At 73.7% G+C, this 14,623-nt stretch carries 15 protein-coding genes; 8 read left to right on the forward strand and 7 right to left on the reverse strand.

Features of this window, described 5'->3' with window-relative positions:
* The first annotated feature begins 33 nt into the window (after positions 1 to 33).
* The 7 genes from ACFE7W_RS11445 (at position 34) to ACFE7W_RS11475 (ending at position 5,930) form a co-directional block, all read left to right on the forward strand.
* Positions 34 to 1,167: a HoxN/HupN/NixA family nickel/cobalt transporter gene (locus tag ACFE7W_RS11445; protein ID WP_375424916.1), complete on the forward strand. Its 1,134-nt coding sequence runs from the start codon at positions 34 to 36 to the stop codon at positions 1,165 to 1,167.
* 56 nt (positions 1,168 to 1,223) lie between these two features.
* Positions 1,224 to 1,841 (forward strand): hypothetical protein, encoded by a 618-nt coding sequence (locus ACFE7W_RS11450; RefSeq protein WP_375424917.1) that lies wholly within the window; start codon positions 1,224 to 1,226, stop codon positions 1,839 to 1,841.
* A gap of 69 nt (positions 1,842 to 1,910) precedes the next feature.
* Complete coding sequence (locus tag ACFE7W_RS11455) at positions 1,911 to 2,315, forward strand: molybdopterin-binding protein (RefSeq protein WP_375424918.1); 405 nt, start codon at positions 1,911 to 1,913, stop codon at positions 2,313 to 2,315.
* Positions 2,312 to 3,088, forward strand: coding sequence for a molybdate ABC transporter substrate-binding protein (gene modA, locus ACFE7W_RS11460; protein WP_375424919.1), 777 nt, complete (start codon positions 2,312 to 2,314; stop codon positions 3,086 to 3,088). The genes ACFE7W_RS11455 and modA overlap by 4 nt, the downstream gene beginning before the upstream one ends.
* 11 nt (positions 3,089 to 3,099) lie before the next feature.
* Positions 3,100 to 3,906 (forward strand): ABC transporter permease, encoded by an 807-nt coding sequence (locus ACFE7W_RS11465; protein WP_375424920.1) that lies wholly within the window; start codon positions 3,100 to 3,102, stop codon positions 3,904 to 3,906.
* The gene (locus ACFE7W_RS11470) at positions 3,903 to 4,982 is read left to right on the forward strand and encodes a sulfate/molybdate ABC transporter ATP-binding protein (RefSeq protein WP_375424921.1); all 1,080 of its coding nucleotides are present in this window, start codon (positions 3,903 to 3,905) and stop codon (positions 4,980 to 4,982) included. The genes ACFE7W_RS11465 and ACFE7W_RS11470 overlap by 4 nt, the downstream gene beginning before the upstream one ends.
* A 21-nt stretch (positions 4,983 to 5,003) precedes the next feature.
* Positions 5,004 to 5,930: a hypothetical protein gene (locus ACFE7W_RS11475; protein ID WP_375424922.1), complete on the forward strand. Its 927-nt coding sequence runs from the start codon at positions 5,004 to 5,006 to the stop codon at positions 5,928 to 5,930.
* Positions 5,931 to 5,967: 37 nt separating this feature from the next.
* Here the strand turns inward: ACFE7W_RS11475 and ACFE7W_RS11480 are convergent, their stop codons facing one another.
* A complete protein-coding gene (locus ACFE7W_RS11480; RefSeq protein WP_375424923.1) occupies positions 5,968 to 6,714 on the reverse strand; it encodes an SDR family oxidoreductase in 747 nt (248 codons plus the stop codon).
* Between the two features lie 116 nt (positions 6,715 to 6,830).
* Between ACFE7W_RS11480 and ACFE7W_RS11485 the strand changes: the two genes are divergently transcribed.
* Complete coding sequence (locus ACFE7W_RS11485; protein ID WP_375424924.1) at positions 6,831 to 8,078, forward strand: cytochrome P450; 1,248 nt, start codon at positions 6,831 to 6,833, stop codon at positions 8,076 to 8,078.
* Here ACFE7W_RS11485 and ACFE7W_RS11490 read toward each other — a convergent pair.
* From ACFE7W_RS11490 to ACFE7W_RS11515, 6 genes are all read right to left on the reverse strand, one after another.
* Positions 8,059 to 8,589: a hypothetical protein gene (locus ACFE7W_RS11490; RefSeq protein WP_375424925.1), complete on the reverse strand. Its 531-nt coding sequence runs from the start codon at positions 8,587 to 8,589 to the stop codon at positions 8,059 to 8,061. The two genes, ACFE7W_RS11485 and ACFE7W_RS11490, sit on opposite strands and share 20 nt — an antisense overlap.
* Positions 8,586 to 9,530: an N-acetylmuramic acid 6-phosphate etherase gene (gene murQ, locus ACFE7W_RS11495; protein ID WP_375424926.1), complete on the reverse strand. Its 945-nt coding sequence runs from the start codon at positions 9,528 to 9,530 to the stop codon at positions 8,586 to 8,588. The genes ACFE7W_RS11490 and murQ overlap by 4 nt, the downstream gene beginning before the upstream one ends.
* Entirely contained in the window at positions 9,527 to 10,420 is an 894-nt protein-coding gene (locus ACFE7W_RS11500) for a MurR/RpiR family transcriptional regulator (protein WP_375424927.1), read from the reverse strand. The genes murQ and ACFE7W_RS11500 overlap by 4 nt, the downstream gene beginning before the upstream one ends.
* Positions 10,417 to 11,640 (reverse strand): anhydro-N-acetylmuramic acid kinase, encoded by a 1,224-nt coding sequence (locus ACFE7W_RS11505; protein ID WP_375424928.1) that lies wholly within the window; start codon positions 11,638 to 11,640, stop codon positions 10,417 to 10,419. Before ACFE7W_RS11505 ends, ACFE7W_RS11500 begins: the two co-directional genes overlap by 4 nt.
* A gap of 30 nt (positions 11,641 to 11,670) precedes the next feature.
* Positions 11,671 to 13,014, reverse strand: coding sequence for an MFS transporter (locus tag ACFE7W_RS11510; protein ID WP_375424929.1), 1,344 nt, complete (start codon positions 13,012 to 13,014; stop codon positions 11,671 to 11,673).
* A gap of 90 nt (positions 13,015 to 13,104) precedes the next feature.
* On the reverse strand, positions 13,105 to 14,379 hold the full coding sequence (locus tag ACFE7W_RS11515) for a hypothetical protein (RefSeq protein WP_375424930.1): 1,275 nt from the start codon (positions 14,377 to 14,379) through the stop codon (positions 13,105 to 13,107).
* Positions 14,380 to 14,623 lie beyond the last annotated feature (244 nt).

The raw sequence follows: 14,623 nt of genomic DNA on the forward strand, positions 1-14,623 counted from the left end.
TCCGGGACCGGACGACGAGCCGAGCGGAGGCCGATGTCTGGACGAGTGCGCGACGCGACGCCGTCGGCGTCCCGGATGAGCCGGGTCCGGCGCTCCCTCTCCCCCGGGGAGTGGCGGGCCGTGGCCGGGATGGCCGGCTTCGTGCTCCTCCTGCACGTCGCGGGCTGGGGCGTCCTGGTCGGACTGGTCTCACCGCAGCACTACCAGGTCAGCTCCAGCCAGGTCTTCGGCATCGGGCTCGGTCTCACCGCGTACACCCTCGGGATGCGGCACGCCTTCGACGCCGACCACATCGCGGCGATCGACAACACCACCCGCAAGCTGATGGCCGAGGGCAAGCGACCGGTCTCGGTGGGCTTCTGGTTCTCCCTCGGCCACTCGACGATCGTCTTCGTCCTGGTCGCGCTGCTCGCGCTCGGTGTACGCGCCCTGGCGGGGCAGGTCGAGAACGACTCCTCGGTGCTGCAGCGGGTCACGGGCGTGGTCGGGACGGCCGTGTCCGGGACGTTCCTGTACCTGATCGGCATCCTCAACCTGGTCATCCTGGTCGGCATCCTCAAGGTCTTCCGGCAGATGCGCCGCGGCGAGCTCGACGAGGCCGCGCTGGAGACCCAGCTGGCCAACCGCGGCCTGATGAACCGGTTCCTCTCGGGCGCGACCCGGGCCGTCCGCCGGCCGTGGCACATGTACCCGGTCGGCGTCCTCTTCGGGTTGGGTTTCGACACCGCGACCGAGGTCGGGCTGCTGGTGCTGGCGGGTGGCGCGGCGGCCTTCAGCCTGCCCTGGTACGCGGTCCTGACGCTGCCGATACTGTTCGCCGCCGGCATGAGCCTGCTCGACACCATCGACGGCTGCTTCATGAACTTCGCCTACGGCTGGGCCTTCTCCCGGCCGGTGCGGAAGGTCTACTACAACATCACCGTCACCGGCCTGTCCGTCGCGGTCGCGCTGGTCATCGGCACCATCGAGCTGGTCTCGATCCTGACCGACAAGATCGGCATCACCACGGGCCCGCTCGCCGCCGTGGCCGGCCTCGACCTCAACTCCGTCGGTTTCGTCATCGTGGGCCTCTTCGTGCTGACCTGGCTGGTCGCCCTGGCGGTGTGGCGCTTCGGCCGGATCGAGGAGCGCTGGGAGCAGGGCCTCGCCCGACCGCTCGCCGACTGACGGGGGGTCCGGGAAGTTACGGTGGGGAGCCAACGGACAGCGTACGAAGGATGACCATGAGCCACCCCTATCCGACCCCCGGGTCCGGTGAGGACCGACCGCCGCTGCTCGGTTCGGCCCCGACCCGGCGGACCTCCCGCGTGACGGGCTTCAGCTTCACCCGGTCCCGCATCGTCCCGGTGGTCGGCCTCCTGGCCCTGATCGTGCTCGGCAGCCTGTTGCCCTACCTGGCCATGCCCTACATCAACTACGCGGCCGAGCTGGCCCAGGAGAACGCGAGCCTGTTCCCCGCGGCGACCTTCATCCGGGGCGTCGACCCGCTGTGGCTGCCCGGCTACCAGCCCGGCCCGGCGACCGCGACGATCCAGCTGGCGCTGACCATGTTCAACCTCGGTCCCAGCTTCCAGCAGATCGGGGTGGTCGTCGCCGTCCTCTTCTGCTGGGCCCTGTTCCAGGACGAGATCAACAAGTTCTTCTGGTGGCCGCTGCACCTCAGTGGATGGCTGCTGGCGCTGGCTCCGGTGCCCCTGTTCGTCGGGCTGCACCAGCTGCACTCCGCCGACGTCGACATCACGGTCCGGATCGGCTGGCTGCCGGTCGCGCTCGCCGGGGTCCTCATCCTGGTCGCCACCTTCCGCGCCCGCAGCCGGATCGACACCTACGCGAGTATCTGAAGCCGCGGAACCTCAGGAGCGGAGTGGCACTGGTCTGGGATCCGCTGATCCGGAGCTAGAGTGCTCCTCGTGCCGAAGATACGGATCCGTGACGCCGCCGCGTACCTGGGCGTCAGCGACGACACCGTCCGTCGCTGGATCGACACCGGGACGCTGGCGGCGGAGACCGACGAGCACCGCCGCAAGGTGATCGACGGCTACGTCCTGGCCCGGTTCGCCCGTGAGCAGGCCACACCGATGCCCGACTGGTCGACCGGTGAGAGCTCGGCCCGCAACCGCTTCGTCGGCCTGGTCACCAACGTCGTCGTGGACAAGGTGATGGCCCAGGTCGAGCTGCAGTGCGGACCCTTCCGCGTGGTCTCGCTGATGTCGAGCGAGGCGGTGGCCGACCTCGGCCTCGAGCCGGGCTCGGTCGCCGTGGCCGTGATCAAGTCCACCAATGTGATCGTCGAGACCCCCAAGGAACATCCGTGAACCGTCCCCTCGCCGCCCTCGCGACCACCGCACTGGTCGCCGCGCTCGCCGGCTGCGGCTCGGACGCCACCCCGGCCGCCGGCAGCAGCGGATCCGCCGCGTCCTCGACCACCCTGACCGTCTATGCCGCCGCCTCGCTGAAGAGCACCTTCACCACCCTCGGCGGCCAGTTCGAGACCGCGCACCCGGGCACCACGGTGACGTTCAACTTCGCTGGCTCGGCCGACCTGGTCACCCAGCTGCAGCAGGGTGCGCCCGCCGACGTGTTCGCCTCGGCCGACACCAACAACATGACCAAGGCCGCGGACCTGGTGACCGGGAGTCCGGTGAACTTCGCCACCAACACGCTGGAGATCGCGGTGCCGCCGGACAACCCGGCCCACATCACCTCCTTCTCCGACCTGACCAAGTCGGGGGTCAAGCTCGTGGTCTGCGCCCCGGCCGTGCCGTGCGGGGCTGCCGCGCAGAAGATCGAGACGGCGACCAAGGTCACGCTGAAGCCCGTCAGTGAGGAGAACGCCGTCACCGACGTGCTCACCAAGGTGGAGACGGGCGAGGCCGACGCCGGCCTGGTCTACGTGACCGACGTCAAGGGCGCCGGTGGCAAGGTCCTCGGCGTGACCTTCCCGGAGTCCCAGCAGGCGGTGAACACCTACCCGATCGCCGCCCTGAAGGCCAGCAAGAACGCCGACCTCGCGAAGGAGTTCACCGAGCTCGTCACCGGAGCCGCCGGCCAGAAGGTGCTCGCCGACGCCGGCTTCGCCAAGCCCTGACGCTGCACACGGTGCCCAGCCGTGGCCGCACCGGCGTCTACTCGGGGCTGCCCCGCTGGGTCTTCGTGCCCGCCGCGCTGGGGGTGGTGTTCGTGCTGCTGCCGCTGGTCGCGCTGGCGTCCCGGGTGCCGTGGACGCACTTCCTCACCCTGGTCATCTCCGAGTCCTCGCGCGCCGCGCTGGCGCTCAGCCTGCGGACCTCGACCGCGTCCACGGCGCTCTGCCTCGTGCTCGGCGTGCCGATGGCCCTGGTCCTGGCCCGGACGTCGTTCCCGGGCCAGCGGCTCGTCCGCTCGCTGATGCTGCTGCCGCTGGTGCTCCCGCCGGTGGTCGGCGGGATCGCGCTGCTCTACACGTTCGGTCGTCGCGGGCTGCTCGGCCACACCCTCGACGTGCTGGGGATCCAGGTCGCCTTCTCGACCACGGCGGTGGTGCTCGCGCAGGCCTTCGTCGCCCTGCCGTTCCTGGTGGTCAGCCTCGAGGGCACGCTGCGGGCGGTCGGCAGCCGTTACGAGAGGGCTGCGGCGACCCTCGGCGCGCGGCCGACGACGGTGCTGGTCCGGGTGAGCCTGCCGCTGGTGCTGCCCGGTCTGGCGTCAGGAGCGGTCCTCTCCTTCGCCCGGTCGCTGGGGGAGTTCGGCGCGACGCTGACCTTCGCCGGCAGCCTCCAGGGCGTCACCCGGACGCTGCCGCTGGAGATCTACCTCCAGCGCGAGACCGACGCCGACGCGGCGGTCGCGCTGTCGATGGTCCTCGTGGTGATCGCCGTCCTGGTCGTCGGCCTGGCGTCGACGCCCCGGGTGGGGCGCCGGACGTGACCCTCGACCTGACGGCGAGAGTCGCCGCGCGCGACCTCGACCTCCAGCTGCAGCTGGGCACCGGTGAACGGGTCGCCGTCCTCGGCCCCAACGGCGCGGGCAAGTCCAGTCTGCTGGCCCTGCTGGCCGGAGTGCTGCGGGCCGACTCCGGCCGCGCTGAGCTGGACGGGCAGGTCCTCTTCGACCAGGGTCCCCGTCAGAGCGGCGGGCCGCGGCCGCGCTGGCTGCCCCCGCACGCCCGGGGGATCGCCCTGCTCGCCCAGGAGCCGCTGCTCTTCCCGCACCTGAGTGTGCTGGGCAACGTGGCGTTCGGACCGCGGGCGGCCGGGCAGTCGCGGCGTCAGGCCGGCGAGACCGCGAGGCGCTGGCTGGCCGAGGTCGAGGCGACCGAGCTCGCCGACCGTCGTCCCGCCCAGCTGTCGGGCGGGCAGGCCCAGCGCGTCGCCGTCGCCCGGGCGCTGGCCGCCGAGCCGCGCCTCCTGCTGCTCGACGAGCCGATGGCCGCCCTCGACGTCGGGGCGGCCCCGGTGCTACGCCGGACGCTGCGCCGGGTGCTCGCCGGCCGAGCCGCCGTGCTGGTCACCCACGACCTGCTCGACGCGGTGCTGCTGGCCGACCGGGTGGTGGTGCTCGACGCGGGCCGGGTCGTCGAGGCCGGGCCCACCGCTGACGTCATCCGGCACCCGCGGACCCCGTTCACGGCGCGGATCGCCGGCTTGAACCTGGTCACGGGGACGGCCGAGGGGCAGGGCGTCCGAAGCGGCGGCGGGGTGCTGGTGGAGGGTCGGGCCCGGACCGACCTCGGGCCCGGCGGGGCCGCCATCGCCGTCTTCCCGCCCAGTGCGGTCGCCGTCTTCCCCGAGCTGCCGCACGGCAGCCCCCGCAACTCCTTCGCCGTCACCGTCGCCGAGCTGGAGCCCCGCGACGAGCAGGTCCGGGTCCGGGCGCGCACCGCCACCGGGCAGGTGCTGTTGGCCGACGTGACCGCTCCGGTGGTCGGCGAGCTGGATCTGTACCCGGGCGGCACCGCGTACTTCTTGGTCAAAGCCACCGCCGTCACCCTCTATCCCGCCTGATCCCCACCCACCAGGAGACACATGCCCGTTCGGATCCTCGCCCTCACCGCCACGGCCGGACTGCTGCTCGCCGGCGCTGTCGGGGCGCCGGTCGCGTCCGCCCACGACCGCCCCGGGCGCGCCCCCGACGCCGTCGTCGTGAAGGGGGCCGTCGCCGTCCCGGCGAGCTACTCGGTGAGGGACCTCGCCGCCCTCCCCCAGACGGGGCTGCCCGACCTCCGCGGCCCGCGACACCGCGGGCACACGGTCACCGGAACCTTGCTCGAACCGCTGGTCACCGCGGCCGCGCCCGTCCTGCCGGCCGTCAAGAACGCCCAGCTGCGGGTGACCATCACCGTCTCGGGCCGCGACCACCGGTCTGTAGCGGTCGCCCTCGGTGAGCTCGCCTCGGCCAACGGAAACCATCCGGCCCTGCTCGTGCCCGCCTCGGGCAGGCGCCACGACGGAGTCGACCTGGTCTTCCCCGGCGACCGGGGTCGCTCCCGCACGGTCCGCGAGGTGTCCACGATCGCCGTCGCCGTCGCCGCACCGGAGGTCCCCACCGCTGTCCCCGCGGGCCTGCGGCTGGTGGCCGGCGCCAGGGTGCTCACCCTCAGTGCGACCGACCTGGGGCGGCTGCCGGTGACCACGCGCCAGGTCGCCTTCCAGTCCGGCCAGGGCCCGCAGCAGCACACCGAGACCGGGCCGACCCTGGCCGCGGTGCTGCGCGCGGCCCACCTGCGCGCCGACCCGTCCACGACGGTCGCGGCCGTCGCCGGCGACGGCTACGTCGCCACGGTCAGCCCGGCGGAGGCCACGGCAGGGCGGCGGACGCTGCTGCTGGCGACCGTCGAGGACGGCGTGCCGCTCGACCAGCCGCGGCTGGTCACCGACGGCGACGTCTCCGGCGGCCGCTACGTCAGCGACGTCCTCGCCCTCCAGGTCAGCGCAGCAGGGCGTTGCGGCTGAGCGCAATCGTCGGCCCGCCCGCCATCAGGGCGAGGGCTCAGGCCTGCTTCTTGGTCGGGGTCACGACCAGCTCGTTCACGGTCACGTGCGGCGGGCAGTCGAGCGCGAACTGGACCGTCCGGGCCACGTCGGCCGCGCTCAGCATCTGCTCGCGGTCACCGGTACCGGGCACCACCGGCCGCAGGCTCAGGAAGTCGCTGTCGATGTCGCCGGGGCAGATCGCGCAGGCCCGGACGCCGTTCCGGTTCTCCTGGGCGTTCAGGTGGGCGCTGAGCGAGCCGACGGCGGTCTTGCTCGCGCTGTAGGCCACGCCGGCGTCGGGGGAGAACTGCCAGCCCGAGACCGAGGACACGAAGACCACCACTCCGCCGCCGCCCGCCCGCAGGTCGGGCAGCACCAGGTCGACGACGGCCGCGGCGGCGGTGAGGTTGGTGTCGACGATGGCCCGGAACTCAGTCATCGTCTGGTCGCGCCAGTAGCGGCGGGGAGCGTTCAGCCCGGCGCTGAGAACGACGTCGGTCGGCGGTCCCCACTGCCGCCGCAGGGTGGAGTACGCCGCGGCGAGCTCTTCGGGCCGGGTGGTGTCGCAGACCAGCTCGAGCGCGTCGCCGCCGGCCCGGCGGAGGAGGCCGGCCGTCTCGGCCAACGCGGCGGCCCGTCGTCCGCTCAGCACCACCCGGGCGCCGGCCGCGGCCGCTGACTCGGCCACCGCCCGTCCCACCCCGCTGCCCGCGCCGGTGACCCAGATCGTCCGCCGGGTCGGCTCCGCCTCGTTCGCTGTCACGTCCACGTCCTCTCGCTGGGGGACCAGTGTGCCCACGGCTCCCCGCCGGCTCCGCGGGGGGAGGCACACTGGGTCCGGAGGCGTGGGCCACTCGGCGGCGCCGGACGGGAAACCTGATGAACCCGGTGGTGACGCTGGCGCGGGAGCTCGTGGTGGGGCGGTCGGTGACGGCCTGGCACGGTTACGTGAGCCGGGACCCGTTCGCCCGGCTGCAGCTGGCCGAGGGTCGGCGGGACCCGTACGCGATCTACACCGAGGTCCGCCGGCGGGGTGAGCTGGTGCCCAGCCCGCGCACGGGCTTCCAGACCGCGAGCCACCGGGTCTGCCGCGAGGTGCTGCGCGACCGGCGCTTCAGCGTGAACGCCGACGGGGCCATCAACCGCGGCGACGGGCAGATGTCGCTGCTGGAGCTGGACCCGCCCGACCACACCCGCATCCGCCGGCTCGCGGCGCCCGCGTTCACCCCCCGGGCCCTGGCCGGCTCGCGGGCCCGGATGGAGGCCGTCGTCGACGGGCTGCTGGACCCGCTGCCGCGGGAGGGGTCCTTCGACCTGGTGTCCGGGCTGGCCTCACCGCTGCCGATCGCGGTGATCACCGACCTGCTGGGGGTGCCCGCGGCCAACAGCGAGGCCTTCGCCCGGTACGGCGCCACCATCGGCAGCGCGCTGGCCGGGCCGCAGTCCGTGGCCCACGTGGTACGGCTGATCGAGGCCGACCGGCAGCTGCGGCGCGTGCTCAGCGAGGTGTTCGAGCACCGCCGGCGCGAGCCCGGCGACGACCTGGTGAGCCGGCTGCTGGCCAGCGAGGGCGACCAGCTGGAGCCGGCCGAGCTGGCCCCGCTGTGCATGCTGTTGCTGCTCGCCGGCTTCGAGACCACGGTCAACCTGATCGGCAACACCGTGCTGGCCCTGCTCGAGCGGCCCGACCAGTGGCAGGCGGTGGTCGCCGATCCCTCGGTGGCCGCGGCGGCGGTCGAGGAGACGCTGCGTTGGGACGCGCCGGTGCAGCGCACCTTCCGGGCGCCGACGGTCGACCTGGAGCTGGCCGGGGTCGAGGTGCCCCGCGGCTCGATGGTGATGCTGTTCCTCGCCGGCGCCAACCGCGATCCGGCGGCCTTTCCCGATCCCGACCGCTTCGACCTGACCCGCACCGGCGGGGCCGAGCACCTCGGCTTCTCCGCGGGCATCCACTACTGCCTCGGCGCGCCGCTGGCCCGGCTGGAGGCGACGGTGGCGGTCGAACGCCTGGTCCAGCGCTTCCCCCTGCTGCAGCGGACGGGTCGGCTGCGGCGCCGCAGCGGCACCGTCATCCGGGGTCCGCAAGAGCTGGTGGTGGGCCAGCCCATCAGGGCGCTGGCCGCCTGAGCCGCCGGCTCCACCACCACGCCAGGGCACCAGCCCCGAGCACCAGGCCGACCAGGACCACACTGGCCCCGACCACCTGGGCGGGCGCCCAGAACCACGTGGGCCGCAGATTCTCGACGTCGAACGGTGCCCGGCTGATGATCACCGTCGTCGGGCCCGGGTCGCGCGGCCCGACGGCGGAGACCACCAGGCCCAGGACCACCAGCGCGACGGCGATCCAGAGCGCCACCCGCGGCCGCGGCCCTCGAGGTCCAGCAGCCGGACGGCGGCCGAGCAGCCAGCCCGTCGTGGTCGCGCCGGTGAGCAGGCCGGCGACGACAAGGAGCACGGCTCCGATCCAGCGGTAGGTCCACGCCGTCAGGGAGGAGAGGTCGGCCGGCGGCAGGGGCGGGCTGTAGGCGAACCAACCGGATCGGTCGGAGCGGCCGGCGATCGCACCGACCAGGGCCCCGACCAGCACCAGCGCCACGGCGACGCCGTAGCCCGCGACGGCTCGCGCCCTCGGGCTCACCCGGGTTCGTCCGTCGTCGAGGGATCCGTCACGGCGGGCCTGACCCGGCCCCCGTGGCGGGCGAGCCGACCGCGCGCCTCGACGGCGTCGCAGTGCGCGAGCAGCATCACGATGGCGGTCTTGGCCTGGCCGCCCGCGGCGCGGACCGCCTGCTGCGCGGTCGCCACGTCCACCCGGCTGGCGGCGGCGACGATCCGGTTCGCCCGGTCGACCAGCTTCCGGTTCGTCGGCAGCACATCCACCATCAGGTTCTCGTAGACCTTGCCGGTCTGCACCATGCTCGCCGTGGACAGCATGTTGCAGACGAGCTTCTGCGCCGTACCGGCCTTGAGCCGGGTGGAGCCGGTGAGGATCTCGGGGCCGGTGAGGACCTCGATGGCCACGTCGGCGTCCCGGCTGAGGGGGGCGTCGGCGTTGCCGGCGAGGGCGACGGTGGCGGCGCCCACCCGGCGCGCGTGCACCAGGCCGCCGAGGACGTACGGTGTCCGTCCGCTGGCCGCGATACCCACCACCACGTCCCGCGCCCGCAGCCCGATCGCGTCCAGGTCGACGGCCGCCTGGTCGGGATCGTCCTCGGCTCCTTCGACCGCCTGCATGAAGGCGCCCGGACCGCCGGCGATCAGGCCCACCACCTCCTCCGGACCGGTGCCGAAGGTGGGCGGGCACTCCACCGCGTCCAGCAGTCCGAGCCGTCCGCTCGTCCCGGCGCCCAGGTAGATAAGTCGGCCGCCGCGACGACGGGAGGCGACCACCAGGTCGACGGCCCGGACGATGTCGGGCAGCACCCGCTCGACGGCCCGCGGGACGTCCTGGTCCTCGCTGTTCATCACGGTCAGCAGCTCGAGGGTCGACATGGTGTCCAGTGAGGCGGTCCGGGGGTTGGCCGTCTCGGTGCCCAGCCGGCCGAGCTCGGTCCCGGGACCGCCGTCGGGTGCGCTCACCGGCCTCGGCTCCGGCTGTCGGCGACGGCGTCGTGGGTCTGCTGCAGCGCGGTGGCGGTGCCGGGCGCCAGCGAGGCCACCCGGGCGAACAGGGTGTCGACGACGAGCAGCTGGCCGGTCCGGCTGCCGACCGCGGCCGAACGGCGACCGAGCTCGGCGTTCGCGGTCGTCAGCACCCGGTCGGCGAACCCGGCCAGGCTCGACCAGGGGTTGCTCGTGATCGCGGCGGTGAAGGCTCCGGCGTGACGGGCCCGGCGCAGCGGCTCGACCGCGCCCGGCGTCTCGCCGGCGTGGGACACCGCGAGGGCGACGTCGCCCGGTCCCAGCAGGCTGGCCGCGACCACGGCCGCCTCCTGCTCCGTGTGCACGAAGGCGGCGAGGCCGATGCGGGTGACCTTCTGCGCCAGGTCCTGCGCGACGAGCCCGGAGGCGCCGAGCCCGAAGACACAGCAGCGCCCGGCCCCGGCCAGCCGGCCGGCCGTCTCCTCGACCGCGGCGGCGGAGAGCACCCGCGCGGTGCTCACGAGCTGGGCGTGCTCGAAGGCCACCAGCTTGGCCAGGATGGTGGGGACCTCGTCGCCGGGCTCGATGTCGGCGACCTGGGGCACCTCGTCCCGCTCCGCGGACGCACCGGACCCGTCGGCGCGTCCGGCCTGCGTGGCCAGGGCCACCCGGAGTTGTGGGTAGCCCTCGAAGCCGAGCCTCTTGGCCGTCCGCACCACGGTGGCGGCGCTGGTGGCGGCCTCGCCCGCCAGCGCGGACGCCGTCAGCTGGGCGACCCGACCCGGATCCTCCTCCATCAGCCGGGCGACCCGACGCTCGGCGGGGGAGAGGTGGGTGGCGATCGCGCGGATCCGCGCCCCCGGGTCGGTAGGGGTACCCGCCGTCACCGGTGGGCCTTCCTCGTGGGAGCAGCGCTCGGAGCGGCGCCGTGGACGACCAGCGTGGCTGGCGGCTGGGCGGGTCGCGGGCTGACCGGGAAGCCGTCCCGGCCCGGGGTCAGCGAGCCGAGGATGCTGGCGTGCCGCGCCCCGGTGCAGCCGGGCACGGTGGCCGGCAGCCCCCGTACGGTGCAGAAGCCGAGGAACGCGAACGCGTACGCCTCCTTGGCCGCGGTCGGCAGGCCGAGCTCGTCGGCCGTCCGCAGGGCGACGCCCGGCAGCCGGTCCCGCAACGCCGCCATCAGCACCGGGTTCTGGGTGCCACCGCCGGCGGCGACGACCTCGACGGCGCCGGCGGCCCGGACGGCGTCGGCGACGGTCCGGGCGGTGAGCGCGGTCAGGGTGGCGACCAGGTCGGCGGGGCCCAGGTCGGCCGTGCCCGGGTGGGAACGCGCGGCGGTGGCCGCCTGCAGGTAGGCGAGGTTGAACAGCTCCTTGCCGGTGCTCTTGGGTGCCGGCCGCCGGTAGTACGGCTCGGCCAGCAGCGCCTCGAGTAGCGCCTCGTCGACCGTCCCCGCGGCGGCCAGCCGGCCCTCGGCGTCGTAGCCCGAGCGTCCCGACGTCGCGTGCTGGACGGCCGCGTCGATGAGGGCGTTGGCGGGACCGGTGTCGAACGCGACCGGCGGCCGGCCGGGGCCGACGACGGTGACGTTGGCGATACCGCCGAGGTTCAGGGCGGCGCACACGTGGTCGCGTCCGCCCAGCCAGAGCACGTCGAGGGCGCTGACCAGGGGGGCTCCCTGGCCGCCGGCGGCGACGTCGCGGCTGCGCAGGTCCGAGACCACGGGTAGGCCGGTCGCCTCGGCGACCCACGCCGGCTGGCCGAGCTGGAGCGTGCCGCGGACGGCGTCCCCGTCGGTCCAGTGGTAGACGGTCTGGCCGTGTGAGACGACCAGCGCCGCACGACCGTCGCACAGCTCCTCGTTCGCCCGTACGGCCAGGGCGGCGAAGGCCTGGCCGACGCCCGTGTCGAGGCGGCAGACCTGTTCCAGGGTGGTCGGGGCCGGCGGCAGGGCGGCGGCCAGCGACTGGCGCAGCTCGACAGGGTAGGCCTCGCTGACCACGCCCAACGGGCGGAGGTGGAGCGTGTCCCCGTCGAGCTCCAGGTCGGCCGCCGCCGCGTCGATCGCGTCGAAGGAGGTGCCCGACATCATCCCGATCACCCGCATCAGGTCCTCCCACCGCCGCCGGGCGGCTGCTCAGTCACGGAGGGCCCGTTCGTGGGCCCGGCCGCGCAGGGTGGCCAGCGCGACGGCACTGACCGCGCAGACCGCCATCACGTAGTAGGCCGGGATGTCGATGTTCGCGGTGGCGGCGATCAGCGACGTGATGATCAGGCCGGCCGAGCCCGAGAAGACGGCGTTGGAGAGGGAGTAGGCCAGCCCGAGGCCGGTGTAGCGGACGGTGGTCGGGAACATCTCCGACAGCATGGCCGGCCCGGGCCCGGCGATGAGGCCGACGACGGCGCCCGCGACGAGGACGGCGGCGCCCTTGAGCACCAGGTCGGCGGCGGGGTCCTGCAGGACGTTCAACAGCGGCAGGGCGAGGACCAGGATCAGCACGGTGCCGGTCAGCATCACCGGTCGGCGGCCCAGCCGGTCGCTCAGGGCACCCGCCGGCAGGATCGTGGCCGCGAAGCCCGCATTGGCCAGCACGGTGGCGGTCAGGGCCTGCAGGAAGGTCGCGTTCAGCGAGGTCTGCAGGTAGGCCGGTATGACGACGAGGAAGGTGTAGCCGGCCGCCGACCAGCCCATCAGCCGGCCGATGCCGAGGGCGATGGCCTTGGCCACCTCGCCGGCGCCGGGGGAGCCGGTGAGCGGGGCCGCGAGCTGCGCCGTCGGCCCGGTGGAGCGGTCCGGGCTGCGCTCGAGCCGCCGGAAGGAGGGCGTCTCCTCCAGCCTCAGCCGCAGCCACAGCGCCACGAGGCCCAGCGGCAGGGCCAGCAGGAACGGCAGCCGCCAGCCCCAGCCGGTGAGCTGGGCGGTGCTCAGGCTGAGGGCGAGCACCGCGGAGACCGCCGCTCCGAAGAGCAGGCCGGCCGCGACCGTGAAGGACTGCCAGGCGCCGAAGAGGCCCCGTCGACCAGCCGGGGCGAACTCCGTCATCACCGACACCGCGCCACCGAACTCGCCGCCGGCGGACAGCCCCTGGACCACCCGGACCAGGGTGAGCAGGAGCGGCGCGCCGATGCCGATGCTGGCGTAGGTGGGCAGCAGGCCGATGACGGTGGTGGCGCCGGACATCACCAGCAGGACCAGGACCAGCGTGGGCCGTCGGCCGATCCGGTCGCCGATCCGCCCGAAGAGTGCGGCGCCGACAGGCCGGAAGAAGAAGGCCAGGGCGAACGAGGCGTAGGTCTTGATCAGCGCCTCGAGGTCGCTGCCCCCGGCGGTGGCGAAGAAGTTGGTCGCGATGATCGTGGCGAGAAAGCCGTAGACGCCGAACTCGTACCACTCGATGAAGTTGCCCACCGACCCGGCGACCAGGGCGCGGCGGTACTGGGTCGGCCGGACCTCGTGGTCGGGTCTGTCCGTGATGGTCATCGCGAGGCTCCTGCCCGAGTGCTTCGGAACAATCTTTCACAGCCCGCAGCAAACGGTCAAGAAATTACAAGACGGAGTGGGCGGCCCTTCTCATCGGCGGGCGGCTCTGATGACGTCGCGCAGAGGCATGGTGAAGAGGAACCGGGAGCCGGCCTCGGTGAGGCTCAGGTAGCTCTTGCGCCGTCGGTCGAGGTAGATCGACTCGACGTTGCCGCGGGGGAGTCGGAACTGCTTGCGGATCCGGCCGCTGCCCAGGACGACCAGGGCGTTGCTCCGATGGCCGCCGGTGGTGACCCGGGCCGAGGAGGAGTTCGCCAAGGTCAGGCGGCCCCAGCGGGCGACGCCCTGGTAGTGCGTCCCCGGCACCGCCGTCGACGCCAGGCTGCCGACCACCCGGTGCTTCTCCCCGAAGCCGGTGGTGAGCTGCAGGGACGGACCGGCCGCCCGGGCGTGGCCGACGAGCAGGCCGCGGTGGCCGAGGTCGAAGGTGTGGACGTACGCCGGGGCGGTCTTGCTGTAGTTGACGCCGACGAGCTGGTCGCGCCCGGTCGAGCGGTCGACGGAGATGCTCGAGAGACCACCGCTACCCGAGACCGACCAGCGGGCCACCGCCGGCAGCACGAAGTGGCCGTTGATCCGCAGCAGGTCGTCGGCGTTGTAGCGCCAGAGCCAGGAGCGGCTGGAGGAGTACAGGTACTGACCGGCCCAGGCGAGGCCGCTGCCGTGGGAGTTGAGGTTGCGCAGCCGGTCGGCGCCCTGGGGCCGGACCAGCTCGACACTGGCGTAGCGCTTGCGGTTCAGGTCCACCACCATCAGGCGGGTGACGCTCTGGCCGGCGCGGTTGGGCGCGAACAGGCCCTTCTCGGCCGCCCGGGAGTACCAGCTGATCAGCACCAGGTTCCGGCTGCTGGCGGCGTGGCCGCGGATGCGGTAGCCCCCGGTGCTGCCGGAGCCGGTGATGCCCTGGGGCTTCCAGTGACCACCGGCCAGGTCGGCGAGGCACCAGAAGTGCCCGTGCTTCCAGGCGAGCCGCGTGTCCTTGCCCGACTTCTTCCAGCTGGCCTTGCAGGCGGCGTCGGGACGCGGCAGCCGCCGCCCGGAGGCGAGGACGTCGTCCCAGTCGACCCGCCGCGCCCGGTACTGGCTGAGGTAGGCCTGGTCGACGCCGAAGGTCCCCTTCGGTGGTCCCGCTGCCGGGGTGCGGCTCGGGGCTCGGGCCGGGGTCGCCGTCGGCGACGGGGAGGAGGGTACGGGGGTCGGTTCGGCCACCGTGGCCGTGGGGGCGGGCGCAGCCGTGGGCGCAGCGGGCCGTCCGCCCAGCAGCCAGGCGCCGCTGACGACGGCGACGGTCAGTGCGGCGGCCACACAGGCTTGGAACCGGTTCACATGCGCCTCGGGGGGTGAGTGTCGACGGGACTCGAACGATACGCAGGCCCGCGTCGCCCCGCTGGTCCCGGCGCCGACCTGGGTGCCTGAGCGCCTCCACGGCACAAGCAAGCGGCCCGAGACCTCAGGTCGAGGTCGAGGGTGAGGCGGCCTTCAGGCTCCAGGGACGGTCCAGGGTCGTCGCAGGTCGCTGTGCGGGGGCTGTGTCCGGCATCCTGTACCG

Source organism: uncultured Friedmanniella sp. (assembly GCF_964244285.1).
GTDB lineage: Bacteria > Actinomycetota > Actinomycetes > Propionibacteriales > Propionibacteriaceae > Microlunatus.